Below are 15539 nucleotides of genomic sequence, written 5' to 3' on the forward strand. Positions count from 1 at the left end.
CCCGAGGGGCGCCCGGACCGGCCCCGTATCGCCGGGGAAGGGGGCGCCGACCTGGGGAAACACTGCCTCCATAACTGCCCCGCAGCCTGATCGTCTAGCGGGGCAGCAGCTCCGCCACCGCCTGCGCGCAGCCCCAGGAGACGGTGACGCCCGCGCCGCCGTGGCCGTAGTTGTGGATCAACCGGCGGCCGTCCGGCAGGTGTTCGGCCGTCAGGCGGACGCCGCCGTGGCGGGCCGGGCGGAGGCCCACGCGGTGGGCCAGGATCCGGGCGCGGGCCACGGCGGGGTGTGCGCGGGCGCAGCGGTCGATGATGGCCCGGGCCGTGGCGGGGGAGGGGGCGCGGTCCCACTCCTGGGTCTGGGCAGTACCGCCGAGGACCAGGCCGTAGGGGTGGGGGAAGAGGTAGGTGAGGTCCTCGGCGTGGTCGTCGGTGGCGTCCGCGAACCACTCGTCCATGCCCGGGTTCTCGACCACGACGAGCTGGCCCCGCACGGGGTGGACGTCCTCGTCGGGCAGCAGTGCGCGCGCTCCCAGGCCGGTGCAGTTGACGATGGTCGAGGACGAGGGGAGGCCCTCGGTGAGTGAGGTGAGCTCGTGGGTGGTGATCGTGCCGTCTGCTGCCGTCAAGCGGCGCCGTAGGTATGCGAGATGGGCGGGCATGTCGACCAGCGGTATGCGGGCGCGTACCGCGCGGTCGTAGCCGTCCGGTAGTTCGCCGGGTGCCGCGTCGCGTAAGCCCGGCACCCGGGCCGCCCATGGCCCCAACTCCGCCGCCGCCTGGCCCGCGTTGATGCCGTCGACCAGCCGTATGCCCGTCTCCGCAGGGTCGCGGGCCAGCTCGGTCATGACCGCGAGGGTATCCAGCGCCCAGCCGGTGACCTCCCGCTCGGGGGCGATCCGGTAGGGCCACCACAGCCCTCCGGCCACCGCCGACGTGGTCACCGCGGCGGGCTCGCGCGTCAGCACCTCGACCCGGTATCCGCGTTCGGCGAGGGCGACCGCGCTGGTCAGACCGATGACACCGGAACCTACGACCACTATGTCGTTCACCATGAGAGTGAACGTACCTGCTGATCACGGCTGTTGGGCGCAAAGTCCCAACTGTCAGGGAATACTCCCCCCATGGCAGTGGAGTACGCGACGTTCGGGGTCGCGCAGGCGACGCGTGCCGGCGGGGTGCTCGCCGGTCGTGGGTATCAAGTGCACCGGGAATTCCTGGACTTCATCGTCGACGGACGGCCCCTGCTGCTGCGCCTCGCCGACCTCGACGCGGTCTCGCCGCTCGCCTCCGACCTCGGGCCGTCCATCTTCACGTCCCATGTGCGCGGGCTGTTGCTGGAGGTCGGCCCGCCGCTGCCGGACGGGAGGTACGTCCTCTACGCGTGCCCCGAGTGCGAGGGGCTGGAGTGCGGTGTGGTCAGCGCCGTCATCGAGCGCGATGGGGCGGATGTCGTCTGGCGCGACTTCGCCTGGCAGACGGACGAGGCGGTGGACCCGGTCCGCGACGGCTATCCCGGGATCGGCCCCTACCGCTTCCGGGGTGAGGAGTACCGGGATGTACTGGAGCGGCTCCTCACCGACGGGTCCCCCGCCGGGCCCGCCCGGCGGGTGCTGCTCGTCGGGCGGCGCGTGGCCCTGGTCGCCCGGTTCGCGGCGGCCCTGCGTCAGGCCGGTATCGGCGCCGAGATCACCCGGGACGCGGCGGGTGCCGCCGCGGAGGAGCTGCGGACGTACGGAGCGGTGGTGTTCGACCCCACCGCGGAGGCGTCCGAACGGGCCGCCGTCCAGGCCGCGTTCGCATCCGCGAACGCGGGAGCGGTCTTCGTGGACACCCTCGCACCGATCGTGCCGCTCCTCGTGGCACAGGTGGAGCAGGCCCTCACCCGCACTCCGCCCGACCAGCGCAGGCTGACCGCGCTGAGCACGGACGGGCCACGGGCCCGGGTCGAGCTGGCGAGCGCGGGCCGGGTGCGGCTGACGGGATACCGGCGGGACGCGCTGCGCCGCACGCGTACGCACGAGCTGTTCGACGGGCGGCTCACGGCGGGGGTGCACTGGCTGCCGCTGGACGGGCTCGGGGGCAAAGGGGGTTTCGCGGTGGCGCGGACGTTCGGGGATGTGCTGGTCGTGGGGGTGTAGTGCGGGTGTAGGGGCAGCAAACCGTTCGGCGGATGATCGCACGACCGCTAAAATCATGGGCCTTATGAGTGCCACCCTCGTCGCCAAGGACCTCTCCGCCGCTCACGGCGACCGCACCCTCTTCTCCGGGCTCGACCTCGTCGTCGCCCCCGGCGATGTGATCGGACTCGTCGGGGCCAACGGCGCCGGGAAGTCGACCCTGTTGCGGTTGCTCGCCGGGCTCGCCGCCCCCGAGCAGGGGAGCCTGCGGCTCAGCCCGCCGACCGCGACCGTCGGCCACCTGCCGCAGGAGCCCGAGCGCCGCCCGGGGGAGACGGTGCGGGAGTTCCTCGCCCGACGTACTGGGGTCGCCGCGGCCCAGGTCGCGCTGGATGCCGCCACCGAGGCGCTGGTGGAGGGCGCGCCGGGCGCCGACGACGCGTACGCCACGGGCCTGGAGCGCTGGCTCGGCCTCGGCGGCGCCGACCTGGACGAGCGGGCGGAGGAGGTCGTCGCGTCGCTCGGCCTCACGGTCGGCCTGGACCGTCCGATGACCGGCCTCTCCGGCGGCCAGGCGGCCCGCGCCGGCCTCGCCTCGCTGCTGCTCAGCCGGTACGACGTGTTCCTGCTGGACGAGCCCACCAACGACCTCGACCTGGACGGCCTGGCCCGACTGGAGGAGTTCGTCACCACCCTGCGCGCCGGCACGGTCCTGGTCAGCCACGACCGTGAGTTCCTGACCCGCACGGTCGGCCAGGTGCTGGAGCTGGACCTCGCCCAGCAGCAGATCAACCTGTACGGCGGCGGTTACGCGGCGTACCTGGAGGAGCGCGAGAGAGCCCGTCGGCACGCCCGCGAGGCGTACGAGGACTACGCGGACACCCGCTCCGGGCTCGAGGCGCGGGCCCGGACGCAGCGCGGCTGGATGGAGAAGGGCGTCAAGAACGCCCGCCGCAAGGCCACCGACAACGACAAGATCGGCCGCAAGTTCCGTACCGAGTCGACGGAGAAGCAGGCGGCCAAGGCCCGGCAGACCGAGCGTCTCATCGAGCGGCTCGAGGTGGTCGAGGAGCCGCGCAAGGAGTGGGAGCTGCGGATGGAGATCGCCGCCGCGCCCCGCTCGGGTGCGGTCGTGGCCACCCTGCGCGGCGCCGAGGCGCGGCGCGGCACCTTCGGCTTCGGCCCGGTGGACCTCCAGATCGACTGGGCGGACCGGGTCGCCATCACAGGTGCGAACGGTTCCGGTAAATCCACCCTGCTGGCGGCCCTGCTCGGCAGGCTGCCGCTGACGGCGGGCAGCGCATCGCTGGGGCCCGGGGTGGTCGTGGGCGAGGTGGACCAGGCGCGCGCCCTGTTCTTCGGGACCGAGACGCTGCTCGCCGCGTTCGGCGAGGCGGTGCCGGAGCAGGCGCCCGGCGAGATCCGGACGCTGCTCGCCAAGTTCGGGCTGGGGGCCGCCCATGTGCTGCGGTCCGCCGCCACGCTCTCCCCGGGCGAGCGCACCCGGGCCGCTCTCGCGCTGCTCCAGGCCAGGGGCGTCAACCTGCTCGTCCTGGACGAGCCCACCAACCACCTCGACCTGCCCGCCATCGAGCAGCTCGAGTCGGCGCTCGACTCCTACAACGGCACTCTGCTGCTGGTCACCCACGACCGGCGGATGCTCGAGGCCGTCCACACCACCCGCCGGATCGAGGTCGCGGAGGGCCGGGTCACCGAGCGGTGACGCCGCTCACCCGTCCAGGGACCACCGGACGAGTGATCCGGTTGCCGAAACCAATTCCAGGAGTTGGTCAAGAGTTGTTCAAGGGGCTGCGGGGATGTGAGTGGTTGAAAACTGCAGTTTTGCGGCGTGGTGACCCATGGGGCGGACAAAAGGGTCCGTACGAGGCCGCTCCCGTACATGTTCGATTTACGCAACGTTGGCCTCGATATACGAACCCATGGGCACGGTGCGACGTCTGTGGATGCGGACGTCCGCGGAGGTCGTCCGCATCAACCACGTCGAATTGAGGCGTACACGCATGTCCCCGACCCCTTCCCGTTCCACCCCGACTCCACTGGAGCCGTCAGTGGGGCGGGCGCGCTACCCCGGTGGTTCGCCACCGTCCGTCCGCACGCTGATCGATGTGCTGGACGCGACGGCCGTCGCCCACCCCGACGCCCCTGCCCTGGACACGGGCAGTGAGGTCCTCAGCTACCGGCAGCTGCGCGGCGAGATCGAGTCCCGTGTCGAGCGGCTGCGCCGGGCGGGCATCGGGCCCGGCGACCGAGTGGGAATCCGCATCCCTTCCGGGACCGCCGAGCTGTACCTGTCCATCCTCGCCACGCTGCGCTGCGGAGCCGCCTACGTGCCCGTGGACGCCGACGACCCGGAGGAACGCGCCGCCACGGTGTTCCACGAGGCCGGCGTCTGCGCGGTGATCGGGGCCGACGGTTCCCCCGGCCCGGGCAGGACGGCACCCGAGGGTGCCGCTCCGCGCCTGCCGGTGCCCGAGGACGACGCCTGGATCATCTTCACCTCCGGCTCCACCGGCGCCCCCAAGGGCGTCGCCGTCTCCCACCGCAGCGCCGCCGCGTTCGTCGACGCCGAGGCCCGCCTCTTCCTCCAGGAGGAGCCGCTGGGCCCGGGCGACCGCGTGCTCGCCGGGCTCTCGGTGGCCTTCGACGCCTCCTGCGAGGAGATGTGGCTGGCCTGGCGCTACGGCGCCTGCCTGGTCCCCGCGCCGCGCTCGCTGGTGCGCGCAGGCCATGAGCTCGGCCCCTGGCTGACCGAGCGCGGCATCACCGTCGTCTCCACCGTGCCCACCCTCGTCGCCCTGTGGCCCGCCGAGTCCCTGGACCGGGTCCGTCTGCTGATCGTCGGCGGCGAGGCCTGCCCGGCCGAGCTCGTCGAGCGGTTCGCCGTGCCCGGCCGCGAGATGTGGAACACCTACGGCCCCACCGAGGCCACCGTCGTCGCCTGCGCCGCCCGCATGCTCCCCGGCCGCCCCGTCCGCATCGGTCTGCCGCTGGACGGCTGGGACCTGGCCGTCGTCGACGAGGCCGGCGAGCCCGTCCCCTTCGGGGCCGAGGGCGAACTGGTCATCTCCGGCGTGGGCCTGGCCCGTTACCTCGACCCGGTCAAGGACGCGGACAAGTACCGTCCCTCCGAGGCCCTGGGCCTCGACCGCCTCTACCGCACCGGTGACCTCGTCCGTGCCGACCCCGAGGGCCTGGTCTTCGCCGGGCGCGCCGACGACCAGATCAAGGTCGGCGGCCGGCGCATCGAGCTCGGCGAGATCGACGCCGCGCTCAGCGCGCTCCCGGGCGTGCGCGGTGCCGCCGCGGCCGTACGGGCCACGCCGGCCGGCGGCCAGATCCTGGTCGGCTATGTCGTGCCCGGCGCGGAGTACGACCGCGGGCAGTCGAGAAGCCTGCTGGCCGAGCGGCTGCCGGCCGCGCTCGTCCCCGTCCTGGCCGAGGTCGACGACCTGCCCACCCGTACCTCCGGCAAGGTCGACCGCAACGCCCTGCCCTGGCCGCTGCCGGGCGCGGGTGACGGCGGCGACGCCGGATCCGGCGAGAAGCTGCACGGCACGGCCGAGCGGCTGGCCGCCCTGTGGGAGGAGCTGCTCGGCGCCCGTCCCGGCGCCGACTCCGACTTCGTCACCATGGGCGGCAGCAGCCTGACGGTCGCCCGCATGGCGTCCGCGCTGCGCGAGGACTACCCCGGTGTCTCCGTCACCGGCCTCTACGGCAACACCGTGCTGCGGGACATGGCCGAGCACCTCGACTCCCTCGACGCCTCCCACGCGCCGCAGGCCGACCACGGCCGTAAGGTCCGGCCCGTGCGCCGCCGCACGGGAGCGGCCCAGATCCTCGTCCAGACCGCCCTGTTCGGGGTGCAGGGGCTGCGCGGCCTGGTCGGCCTCGCCCTCGCCGACAATGTGATCGGGCTGCTCGCGCCCAAGGCCTGGGCGCCGCACGCCTCCTGGTGGTTCGTGGTCCTCGGCTGGCTGCTGCTGTTCAGCGCGCCGGGCCGGTTCGCGATCGGCGCCGCCGCGGCCCGGACGCTGACCCGCGGCATCACGCCCGGCAGCTACCCGCGCGGCGGCCGGGTCCACCTGCGGCTGTGGTCCGCCGAGCGGATCGTGGGCTCCTTCGGCGTCCCGGCCCTCACCGGTACCCCGTGGATGTCCTGGTACGCCCGCGCGCTCGGCTGCTCGGCCGGCAAGAACGTGGCCCTGCACGCCATGCCGCCCGTCACCGGCCTCGCCGAGTTCGGCGACGGATGCAGCGTCGAACCCGAGGCCGACATCGCCGGCTGGTGGCTCGACGGCGAGCTGATCCACATCGGTGCCGTACGCATCGGCGCCAACGCCCGGGTGAGCCACCGCAGCATGCTCATGCCCGGCTCGTCCCTCGGCCCGGGTGCCGAACTCGCCGCGGGCGCCTGCCTGAACGACCACGTGCCCGCCGGGCACACCTGGGTCGGCTCGCCGGCCCGCCCGGACGGCAACGCGGCCCACGGGGCCAACTGCCCGGTCCGCTCGGTCGACGGGAGCTCCGCCGACGGCTGGCCCGCACCGCGCGCGCAGCGCTCCCGCCGCTGGGCCGCCGCCTACGCGCTGTCCCTGGCCGGCATGCCGCTGCTGCCGCTGATCGCCTTCGCGCCCGCGCTCGTCGGGACCTGGTACCTGCTCAAGGACGCCAACTCGCTGACGTCGGCGGCCGGCTGGATGCTGGCGGCGGTGCCGCCGCTCACGCTGCTCACCACCCTGTGCTGGATGCTGGTGGTCGCCGCCGTGGTCCGTATCCTCGGCCGGGGCATCACGCCGGGCCACCACCCCGCCTGCGGCGGCGTCGCCTGGCGGGCCTGGCTGGTCACCCGTCTCCTCGACGGTGCCCGCGGCAACCTCTTCCCCGTCTACGCGAGCCTGGCCACCCCGGTGTGGATGCGCATGCTGGGCGCGAAGATCGGCCGCCGTGCCGAGCTCTCCACCGTCCTGCCGCTGCCGTCGCTGCTCACCGTCGAGGACGGCGCGTTCCTCGCCGACGACACGCTCGTCGCCCCGTACGAACTCCGGGGCGGCTGGCTGCGGCTGGGCCACGCGCACATCGGCCGCCGGGCGTTCGTCGGCAACTCCGGCATCGTCGGCCCCGGCCGCACGGTGCCCGACAACGGCCTGATCGGCGTCCTGTCCGACGCCCCCGAGCACAGCGAGCCGGGCACCTCCTGGCTGGGCCGGCCCGCGATGCCGCTGCCGCGCGTCGCGAACACCTCCGACGCCGGACGCACCTTCGACCCGCCCAAGCGGCTGATGCTCGCCCGGGCCTCCGTCGAGTTCTGCCGCGTCCTGCCGATGATGCTCGGCCTCGTCCTCGCCGACGCCGTGTTCCTCGGCGAGCAGCGCGCGCTCGACGTCGGCGGCCTGGGGCTCGCCGCCCTGGTGGGCGCACCGCTGCTGCTGCTCGCGGGCATCGTCGCCGCGCTGCTGACCACCGCGGCCAAGTGGGTGCTGATGGGCCGGTTCAAGGTCGAGGAGCACCCGCTGTGGAGCTCCTTCGTCTGGCGCAACGAGCTGTACGACACCTTCGTGGAAACCCTCGCCGTCCCCTGGCTGGCGGGCCCCTTCACCGGCACGCCCGTGCTCAACTGGTGGCTGCGCACCCTGGGCGTACGGATCGGCCGGGGCGTGTGGTGCGACTCCCACTGGCTGCCGGAGACCGACCTCATCACCCTCGGCGACGGGGTCAGCGTCAACCGCGGCTGCGTCCTGCAGACCCACCTCTTCCACGACCGGATCATGCGTATGGACACCGTCCACCTCGCCGAAGGCGCTTCGCTCGGCCCGCACGGCATCGCCCTGCCCGGTACCTCCGTCGGCGCGCACACCGCCATCGGCCCGTCCTCGCTGGTCATGCGCGGCGAGTCCGTGCCGGCCGGCACCCGCTGGGCGGGCAACCCGATCGCCGGTGAGCAGGCGACGCCCCCCGCGCTCGTGTGCGTGGCGGGGAGCGAGTGCGCGGCATGAGCCTGCGGGAGCATTTCCCGTGCAGCCGCCGCGCGCTGCTCGCAGCCGCGGCGGTCGCCCCCCTGTCCGCGGCTGCCGCCGGCACCGGCAACGATGCCGGCGAGCAGTCGCGGGCCCACGGGGGAGGCGACTACTTCCCCCGCCACGGTTCGGACGGCCACCGCACGCTGGCCTACGACCTGCGGATCGCGTACCACCCGGACCGGGCGTGGCTGGACGGCCACGCCCGGATCCGGGCGGTCGCCCGCCGGAAGCTGGGCCGGGTCGAACTCGACCTGTCCCGGCTGAGGGTGCGCGAGGCGCGGCTGGACGGGCAGCGCGTGGCCGTCCACCGCCGTGACGGCAAGCTCCTGCTCGTCCCCTCCGGGCCGCTCGAGCCGGGGCAGGAGTTCGTCATGGACATCGAGTACAGCGGCCGGCCCCGGCCGGTCACCACGCCGTACGGCGGCGTCGGCTGGGACCGCACCGGCGACGACAACGACGGCACGCTCGTCGCCTCCCAGCCGGTGGGCGCGCCCTCGTGGTTCCCCTGCAACGACCGTCCCGACGACAAGGCGGCCTACACCTTCGAGGTGACCGTGCCGCGCGGGGTGCACGCGCTCGCCAACGGCACGCTGCGGGAGCGGCGGGACGTGGGGGACTCGGTGCGCTGGACGTACCACCACCCCGGTCCCATGTCCACGTACCTCGCGACCGTCTACACCGGGCGGTTCGAGCTCGAGGCCCCGGCGGCGAGTGCGGCGGCGGGCGCGCCCGTGCCGGTGCACATCGCCTACCCGGCCGATCTCGCGGCCGAGGCACGGCACGATCTGGAGCGGCAGCCGGAGATGCTGCGGGCGTTCTCGGAGTTCTTCGGGGACTACCCGTTCGAGTCGTACGGGGCCGTCGTCGTCGACGCGGACCTGGCCGCGCCGGTGGAGAACCAGACCCTTTCGGTGTTCGGTCGCAATCATGTTGACGGGCAGCGCAGTTGGGAGACGCTGGTCGCGCACGAGATCGCGCACCAGTGGTTCGGCAACAGCGTCGGTCTCGCCGACTGGCAGCACATCTGGCTCAACGAGGGGTTCGCGACCTATGCCGAGTGGCTGTGGTCCGAGCGTCTTGACGAGGACGACGCGGACACGCTGGCCCGGCGTGCGCGGCAGGAGTTGGCGGGGCGCAAGCAGAACTTGCTTATTGCGGATCCTGGGCGACGGCATCTTTTTGATGACCGCATTTACGTGCGAGGGGCTTGTGCCCTGCATGCGTTGCGGCTGGCCGTGGGGGATGCGTGCTTCTTCAAGGTGCTGCGGACGTGGCATGCGGCGCAGCGGGGCGGGAGCGCGGATACGCGGGCGTTCCTCGCGCATGCGGCGCGGGTCACCGGGCGGCCGGTGAGTGACGTGCTCGATCCCTGGCTGTTCGAGCGGCCGGTGCCGGAGTTTCCGGCGTAGGTTCTCCGGCTGACCGCCGGTGGGCGGGCACGCCCCTTCGGGGCGTCGGGATACCCTCCCGCACCACCCGTTGCTGCCAACCGCATTGGTTGAGCTTGCTTGTGGGTGGTGGCCCGCCATCGGCATCTGCGGGTGTCGCTACAGCAGGCCCGCGCGGCGCAGGGCGTCGGCCATGGCGCCGTCCGCGGGCGGGGCGCTCGCCTCGCGGCGGCCGCCGCGCTGGCGCGGGGCCCGCTCCGTGCGCTCGGCGCGCTCCTTCCGCTCGCGGCGCGGCGCCTGCGACGCCGCCTCGTCGTCCAGCCTGAGCGTCAGCGAGATCCGCTTGCGCGGGACGTCCACCTCCAGGACCTTCACGCGCACGATGTCCCCCGGCTTCACCACGTCCCGCGGGTCCTTGACGAACGTCTTCGACATCGCCGACACATGCACCAGACCGTCCTGGTGGACACCCACGTCGACGAACGCGCCGAAGGCCGCCACATTGGTGACCACGCCCTCGAGGATCATCCCGGGCGACAGATCGCCGATCTTCTCCACGCCCTCCTTGAAGGAAGCCGTCTTGAACGCGGGACGGGGGTCGCGGCCCGGCTTCTCCAGCTCCCGCAGGATGTCCGCCACCGTCGGCAGACCGAACGCATCGGTGACGAATTCCTCCGCCCGCAGCGCCCGCAGCACGGCCGTGTTGCCGATGAGCGAGGCGACCCCGCTGTCCGTCGTCTTCGCCATCGCCCGCACCACCGGATACGACTCGGGGTGCACGCTCGACGCGTCCAGCGGGTCGTCGCCGCCGCGGATCCGCAGGAAGCCCGCGCACTGCTCGAACGCCTTGGGCCCGAGCCGGGACACGTCCTTGAGCGCCCGGCGGGAGCGGAAGGGGCCGTGCGCGTCGCGGTGGGCGACGATGTTCTCCGCGAGACCGGCACCGATGCCGGACACCCGGGACAGCAGCGGGGTGGAGGCCGTATTGACGTCGACGCCCACGCCGTTGACGCAGTCCTCGACCACCGCGTCCAGCGACCGCGACAGCTTCACCTCGGACAGGTCGTGCTGGTACTGGCCGACGCCGATCGACTTCGGGTCGATCTTGACCAGTTCGGCGAGCGGGTCCTGCAGCCGCCGCGCGATCGAGACGGCACCGCGCAACGACACGTCCATCCCGGGCAGTTCCTGGGAGGCGAACGCGGAGGCGGAGTACACGGAGGCGCCGGCCTCCGAGACCATCACCTTGGTGAGCTTCAACTCCGGGTGCCGGGCGATGAGATCGGCCGCGAGCTTGTCGGTCTCGCGCGAGGCGGTGCCGTTGCCGATCGCGATCAGCTCGACGTCGTGCTCGCGGGCGATCCGGGCGAGCGTGGCCAGCGAGGCGTCCCACTTGTTCTGCGGGACGTGCGGGTAGATCGTGTCGGTCGTGGCGACCTTGCCCGTCGCGTCGACGACGGCGACCTTGACGCCCGTACGGAAACCGGGGTCCAGCCCCATCGTGGCGCGGGTGCCGGCGGGCGCGGCGAGCAGCAGGTCGCGCAGGTTCGCGGCGAAGACGCGCACCGCCTCGTCCTCCGCGCCCTGGCGCAGCCGCAGCCGCAGGTCGATGCCGAGGTGGACGAGGACGCGCGTGCGCCAGGCCCAGCGGACGGTGTCCGCGAGCCACTTGTCCCCGGGCCTGCCCCGGTCGGCGATGCCGAAGCGCCGCGCGATGGCCTGCTCGTACGCGCTCGGGCCCGTGGCCTCGCCGGGGGCGTCCGGCTCCAGCGAGAGCTCGAGGACCTCTTCCTTCTCGCCGCGCAGCATCGCCAGCACCCGGTGCGAGGGCAGCTCGGTGAAGGCCTCGCCGAAGGCGAAGTAGTCGGCGAACTTCGCGCCCGCCTCCTCCTTGCCCTCGCGGACCTTCGCCACCATGCGCCCGCGCGTCCACATCCGCTCGCGGAGGTCGCCGATGAGGTCGGCGTCCTCCCCGAACCGCTCGGTGAGGATCGCCCGCGCGCCCTCCAGCGCGGCGGCCGGGTCCGCGACGCCCTTGTCCGCGTCCACGAAGGCCGCCGCCGCGGCGAGCGGCTCGGTGCCCGGGTCGCCGAGCAGCCCGTCCGCCAGCGGCTCGAGCCCGGCCTCGCGCGCGATCTGCGCCTTGGTGCGCCGCTTGGGCTTGAACGGCAGATAGATGTCCTCGAGGCGGGCCTTGGCGTCGGCCGCGCGGATCTGCGCCTCCAGCGCGGCATCCAGCTTGCCCTGGGAGCGGACGGACTCCAGGATCGCCGCCCGCCGCTCCTCCAGCTCCCGCAGATAGCGCAGCCGCTCCTCGAGGGTGCGCAGCTGCGCGTCGTCCAGCGCGCCGGTCGCCTCCTTGCGGTAGCGGGCGACGAACGGGACGGTCGCCCCGCCGTCGAGCAGCTCGACGGCCGCCTTCACCTGCCGCTCCTGCACGCCGAGTTCCTCGGCGATCCTGCCTTCGACCGACGCACCGGTTGCCGTCACGATCACGCTCCGCTTTCTCATCCAGCCGTGATCAGCATTGTGGCAGGTGCCTGTGACAGTGCGGCTCAGGCCTTGCGCAGATCCGCCGGATACGCTCCCGCCTCCGCCGCCCGCTGGACGAACGCCCCCACCAGCCCGGTGAGCCGGGCCGTCTCCGCCGCGCCCAGGTGTTCGTACGGATCGGTGTCCAGGCGGTCCGTCTCCGCCTCCAGCTCCTCGCGCAGGGCCGTGCCCTCCGGCGTCAACTCGTCGTCCGCGTCGAGGATTCCGCGCTTGCGCAGCCGCTCGCGTGCGGCCGTCAGCTCCTCCTCGTTCCAGCCGCGCGTGTTCAGCAGCCACTTCGTGGACATGCCCTTGCCGGTGGCGGTGTGGCTGACGAGCGCCTCGACGGGGTCGAGCCCCAGGCGGGTGAGGACCGTCAGGTGCCCGTCGCCGCGGTGCTCGCGCAGCAGCGTCGCGGCGTACCAGAGGGCGAGGTGCGGGACGTCCGGCACGGGCAGGTCGGCGTGGGCGGAGTACAGCGGACGCACGGGGCGGGTGCAGGCCTCCGTCGCGCGCAGGGCCAGCCCCGCGGCCTCGGTCATCTCCGCGGAGGCCACCGCCTCGTCGCCGAGCACCCGGCGCAGCGAGGTGTCGACGGCCCGGAGCCGGGCGTCCAGGACCTGCTGGGGCGAGGCGATGTCCCAGGCGTGCGGAATGTGGCGGGCCACCAGCTCGTGCTTGAAGCTGTGGAAGGCGGCGGTGACGACCCCCGCGCCCACCCGGCCCATGGCGGCGCTCCGCGAGGCGAAGTAGCTGCCTCCGAAGCCCTCTTCGAAGCCGAGCGCGGTCATCTCCCGGCGGATCTCGGGGGAGAAGTAGTGGGCTGAGTGCAGGGCGTTGAGGACAGCGTGGCACTTGCGCCCGGCGTGCGGGGGGAGAGTCGTCATGCGCCGCATGTTACTGACCGGTTGGGCGGGCGGGAAGGTCCGGACGGCGATGGCAGGAAAGGTGGGGAACCCGTCATTGCGGCCCCCGCCGGGCACGGCGAGCATGGTGGTCATGGCGCCCCGACACACCGTGCTGATCGTCCTCTTCGAGGGCGTCCAGAGCCTCGATGTCACCGGCCCGCTCGAGGTGTTCACCGCGGCGGCCCGGGCGGCCGGCGACCCAGGGACCTACCGGGTGCGCACCGCGACCCTCGACGGCGGACCGGTCCGTACCCACAGCGGACTGGGGCTGATGCCCGACGCCGCGCTCGGCGACTGCGCCGACCCGGACATCCTGCTGGTCCCGGGCGGCCGCGGTGCCGAGGAACCCGATCCCCGGCTCGCCGCGTGGCTGCGCGACCGCGGGCCCGGGGCCCGGCGGCTGGTCTCGGTGTGCACCGGGGCCTTCCTGCTCGCCGCCGCCGGGCTGCTCGACGGCCGCCGGGTCGCCACGCACTGGGCGTACTGCGAGGACTTCGCCGAGCGGTTCCCCGCGGTACGGGTGGACGCCGAGCCCATCTACGTGCGCGACGGGCACGTGGCCACCTCGGCGGGGGTCACGGCGGGCATCGACCTCGCGCTCGCCCTGGTCGAGGAGGACCTCGGCCGGGCCACCGCGCTCGCCGCGGCCCGGCACCTGGTCGTCTTCCTGCGCCGCCCCGGCAACCAGCGGCAGTTCAGCACCCAGCTCGCGGCGCAGACCGCGCACCGCCCGGAGCTGCGCGACATCCAGCACTGGATCGCCGAGCACCCGGGCGAGGACCTGAGCGTCGGGGCCCTCGCCGCCCGGGCGAACCTCTCGCCCCGGCACTTCGCCCGCGCCTTCCAGGCCGAGGTCGGCCTGCCGCCCGGCCGCTACGTCGACCGGGTACGGCTGGAGACCGCCCGCCGGCTGCTGGAGGACACGGCGGACGGCGTCGAGGAGATATCCCGCACCTGCGGCTACGGCACGCCCGAGGCGATGCGCCGGGCCTTCCTGCGCGCCCTGGGCACCGCACCCGCCGAATACCGGCGCCGGTTCCGGCCGACGTCGTCAACTGTCTGAAACTGCCTGAAACCGTCTGACAAGAAAGGCCTGTTGTGCAGATCGCCATCCCCCTCTTCCCCGGCTTCACCGTCCTCGACGCCACCGGGCCGTACGAGACGCTCGCCCGCCTCCCGGACACCGAGGCGGTGTTCGTCGCCGAGCGGCCCGGTCCGGTCGTCAACGACAAGGGCACGCTCACGCTCGTCGCCGACGCCTCGTTCGACGACGTGCCGTGCCCCGACGTCCTCGTCGTGCCGGGCGGACCCGAGCAGAACCTCCCCCTGGAGCCCGGCCCGCTGCACGCGTGGCTGAGGGCGGCCGACCGGCAGACGGCCTGGACGACGTCCGTGTGCTCCGGCTCCCTGATCCTGGGCGCGGCGGGGCTGCTCACGGGCCGCCGGGCCACCTCGCACTGGCTGGTCCGCCCGCAGCTCACGGACTACGGCGCTCTGCCGGCGGACGAACGGGTCGTCATCGACGGCAAGTACGTCACGGCCGCCGGGGTCTCCTCCGGCATCGACATGGGCCTCCTGCTCGCGGGCCGGATCGCCGGCGACCGTACGGCCCAGTCGATCCAGCTGATCGTCGAGTACGACCCCCAGCCGCCCTACGACGCGGGGTCCCCGGAGAAGGCCCCGGCCGACATCGTCACCGAGTGGCGCGCCGTACGCGGCAAGGTCTAGCCGCTCCAGCCGAAGCGCGGAGCCCTGCGCTCCAGGAAGGCGGCGACCCCCTCCGTGGTCTCGCCGCTGCGGCGGGCCTCCCCGGTCCAGTACGCGGCGCGCTCCGCATCCGCCGGGCCGGTGATGAACTCCTTCGCCGCCGCCTGGGTCAGCGCGGACCGCGACGCCAGCACCCGGGCGAACCCGGCCACCCGCGCGTCCAGCGCGTCCGCCGGCCACACCTCGTCGACCAGGCCCGTGCGCAGCGCCCGGTCGGTGTCGATCAACTCGGCGGAGAAGAGCAGGTACTTGGCCGCCGCCGGCCCGACCAGCGCCGCGAGCCGGCGCGTCGACGACGGCGGGTAGACGACCCCCAGCCGCGCCGGGGTGACCCCGAAGGCGGCGCCCTCCGCGGCGAAGCGCAGGTCGCAGGCGGCGGCCAACTGGCAGCCGCCGCCCACGCAGTGGCCGCGCACGGCGGCGATCGTCGGCTTGGGGAACGCCGCGAGCGCCTCCTCGGCCGCGACCGGGAGGCCGGGTTCCGCCACGCCGCCGTCGGGGGCGGCCAGCGTGGTGATGTCCGCGCCCGCGCAGAAGGTGTCGCCCTCGCCGGTCAGCACCAGGACGCGGACGGCCGGGTCGGCGGCGCACCGCTCGAGCAGCGGCGGCAGGGCCCGCCACATGTCCGGGGTCATCGCGTTCCGCTTGGCGGGGTTGGCGATACGGATGGTTGCCGTGGCATCGGTGATGCGCAGGTGCAGTGCGGGCTCCATGTGCCGGATGCTATCCGGGCCGGCCCGCGTCCGGAGGTTCGGATGATCTTCCGTACCGGCAGGCGATCGGCCGT

The 15539-nt window shown here is 73.7% G+C and carries 10 protein-coding genes; 6 read left to right on the forward strand and 4 right to left on the reverse strand.

Translation table 11 applies throughout. The features are described 5' to 3' along the window. Positions 1-94 precede the first annotated feature (94 nt). Entirely contained in the window at positions 95-1054 is a 960-nt protein-coding gene (locus ACV530_RS20780; RefSeq protein WP_494334061.1) for an FAD-dependent oxidoreductase, read from the reverse strand. 69 nt (positions 1055-1123) lie between these two features. On the opposite strand from ACV530_RS20780, the gene ACV530_RS20785 reads away from it, so the two are divergent. The 4 genes from ACV530_RS20785 (at position 1124) to ACV530_RS20800 (ending at position 9566) form a co-directional block, all read left to right on the forward strand. Continuing rightward, on the forward strand, positions 1124-2140 hold the full coding sequence (locus ACV530_RS20785; RefSeq protein WP_494334062.1) for an oxidoreductase: 1017 nt from the start codon (positions 1124-1126) through the stop codon (positions 2138-2140). Positions 2141-2204: 64 nt separating this feature from the next. Continuing rightward, positions 2205-3842 carry an ABC-F family ATP-binding cassette domain-containing protein gene (locus ACV530_RS20790; RefSeq protein WP_494334063.1) on the forward strand — a complete coding sequence of 546 codons (1638 nt, stop codon included), beginning with the start codon at positions 2205-2207 and terminating at the stop codon, positions 3840-3842. A 298-nt stretch (positions 3843-4140) separates the two neighbouring features. Further along, positions 4141-8133 (forward strand): Pls/PosA family non-ribosomal peptide synthetase, encoded by a 3993-nt coding sequence (locus tag ACV530_RS20795; RefSeq protein WP_494334064.1) that lies wholly within the window; start codon positions 4141-4143, stop codon positions 8131-8133. After that, on the forward strand, positions 8130-9566 hold the full coding sequence (locus tag ACV530_RS20800; RefSeq protein WP_494334065.1) for a M1 family metallopeptidase: 1437 nt from the start codon (positions 8130-8132) through the stop codon (positions 9564-9566). Before ACV530_RS20795 ends, ACV530_RS20800 begins: the two co-directional genes overlap by 4 nt. A 138-nt stretch (positions 9567-9704) precedes the next feature. Here ACV530_RS20800 and ACV530_RS20805 read toward each other — a convergent pair whose 3' ends face one another. Together ACV530_RS20805 and ACV530_RS20810 are read right to left on the reverse strand one after the other, a co-directional pair. Beyond that, positions 9705-12041 (reverse strand): Tex family protein, encoded by a 2337-nt coding sequence (locus tag ACV530_RS20805; protein WP_494334066.1) that lies wholly within the window; start codon positions 12039-12041, stop codon positions 9705-9707. Positions 12042-12100: 59 nt separating this feature from the next. Next, positions 12101-12964: an SCO6745 family protein gene (locus tag ACV530_RS20810; RefSeq protein ID WP_494334067.1), complete on the reverse strand. Its 864-nt coding sequence runs from the start codon at positions 12962-12964 to the stop codon at positions 12101-12103. Positions 12965-13076: 112 nt separating this feature from the next. Between ACV530_RS20810 and ACV530_RS20815 the strand changes: the two genes are divergently transcribed. Both ACV530_RS20815 and ACV530_RS20820 read left to right on the forward strand, forming a co-directional pair. Then, entirely contained in the window at positions 13077-14048 is a 972-nt protein-coding gene (locus ACV530_RS20815; RefSeq protein ID WP_494334068.1) for a GlxA family transcriptional regulator, read from the forward strand. Between the two features lie 35 nt (positions 14049-14083). Then, positions 14084-14713 (forward strand): DJ-1/PfpI family protein, encoded by a 630-nt coding sequence (locus ACV530_RS20820; RefSeq protein WP_494334069.1) that lies wholly within the window; start codon positions 14084-14086, stop codon positions 14711-14713. Here the strand turns inward: ACV530_RS20820 and ACV530_RS20825 are convergent. Beyond that, entirely contained in the window at positions 14710-15465 is a 756-nt protein-coding gene (locus tag ACV530_RS20825) for an enoyl-CoA hydratase/isomerase family protein (protein WP_494334070.1), read from the reverse strand. The two genes, ACV530_RS20820 and ACV530_RS20825, sit on opposite strands and share 4 nt — an antisense overlap. Positions 15466-15539: the final 74 nt, after the last annotated feature.

This window comes from Streptomyces sp. SX-6, from assembly GCF_059089585.1.

Coding starts and splice junctions, on each gene's coding strand:
- ACV530_RS20780 (WP_494334061.1), bottom strand. CDS start 1,054: ATGGTGAACGACATAGTGGTCGTAGGTTCCGGTGTCATCGGTCTGACC.
- ACV530_RS20785 (WP_494334062.1), top strand. CDS start 1,124: ATGGCAGTGGAGTACGCGACGTTCGGGGTCGCGCAGGCGACGCGTGCC.
- ACV530_RS20790 (WP_494334063.1), top strand. CDS start 2,205: ATGAGTGCCACCCTCGTCGCCAAGGACCTCTCCGCCGCTCACGGCGAC.
- ACV530_RS20795 (WP_494334064.1), top strand. CDS start 4,141: ATGTCCCCGACCCCTTCCCGTTCCACCCCGACTCCACTGGAGCCGTCA.
- ACV530_RS20800 (WP_494334065.1), top strand. CDS start 8,130: ATGAGCCTGCGGGAGCATTTCCCGTGCAGCCGCCGCGCGCTGCTCGCA.
- ACV530_RS20810 (WP_494334067.1), bottom strand. CDS start 12,964: ATGACGACTCTCCCCCCGCACGCCGGGCGCAAGTGCCACGCTGTCCTC.
- ACV530_RS20815 (WP_494334068.1), top strand. CDS start 13,077: ATGGCGCCCCGACACACCGTGCTGATCGTCCTCTTCGAGGGCGTCCAG.
- ACV530_RS20825 (WP_494334070.1), bottom strand. CDS start 15,465: ATGGAGCCCGCACTGCACCTGCGCATCACCGATGCCACGGCAACCATC.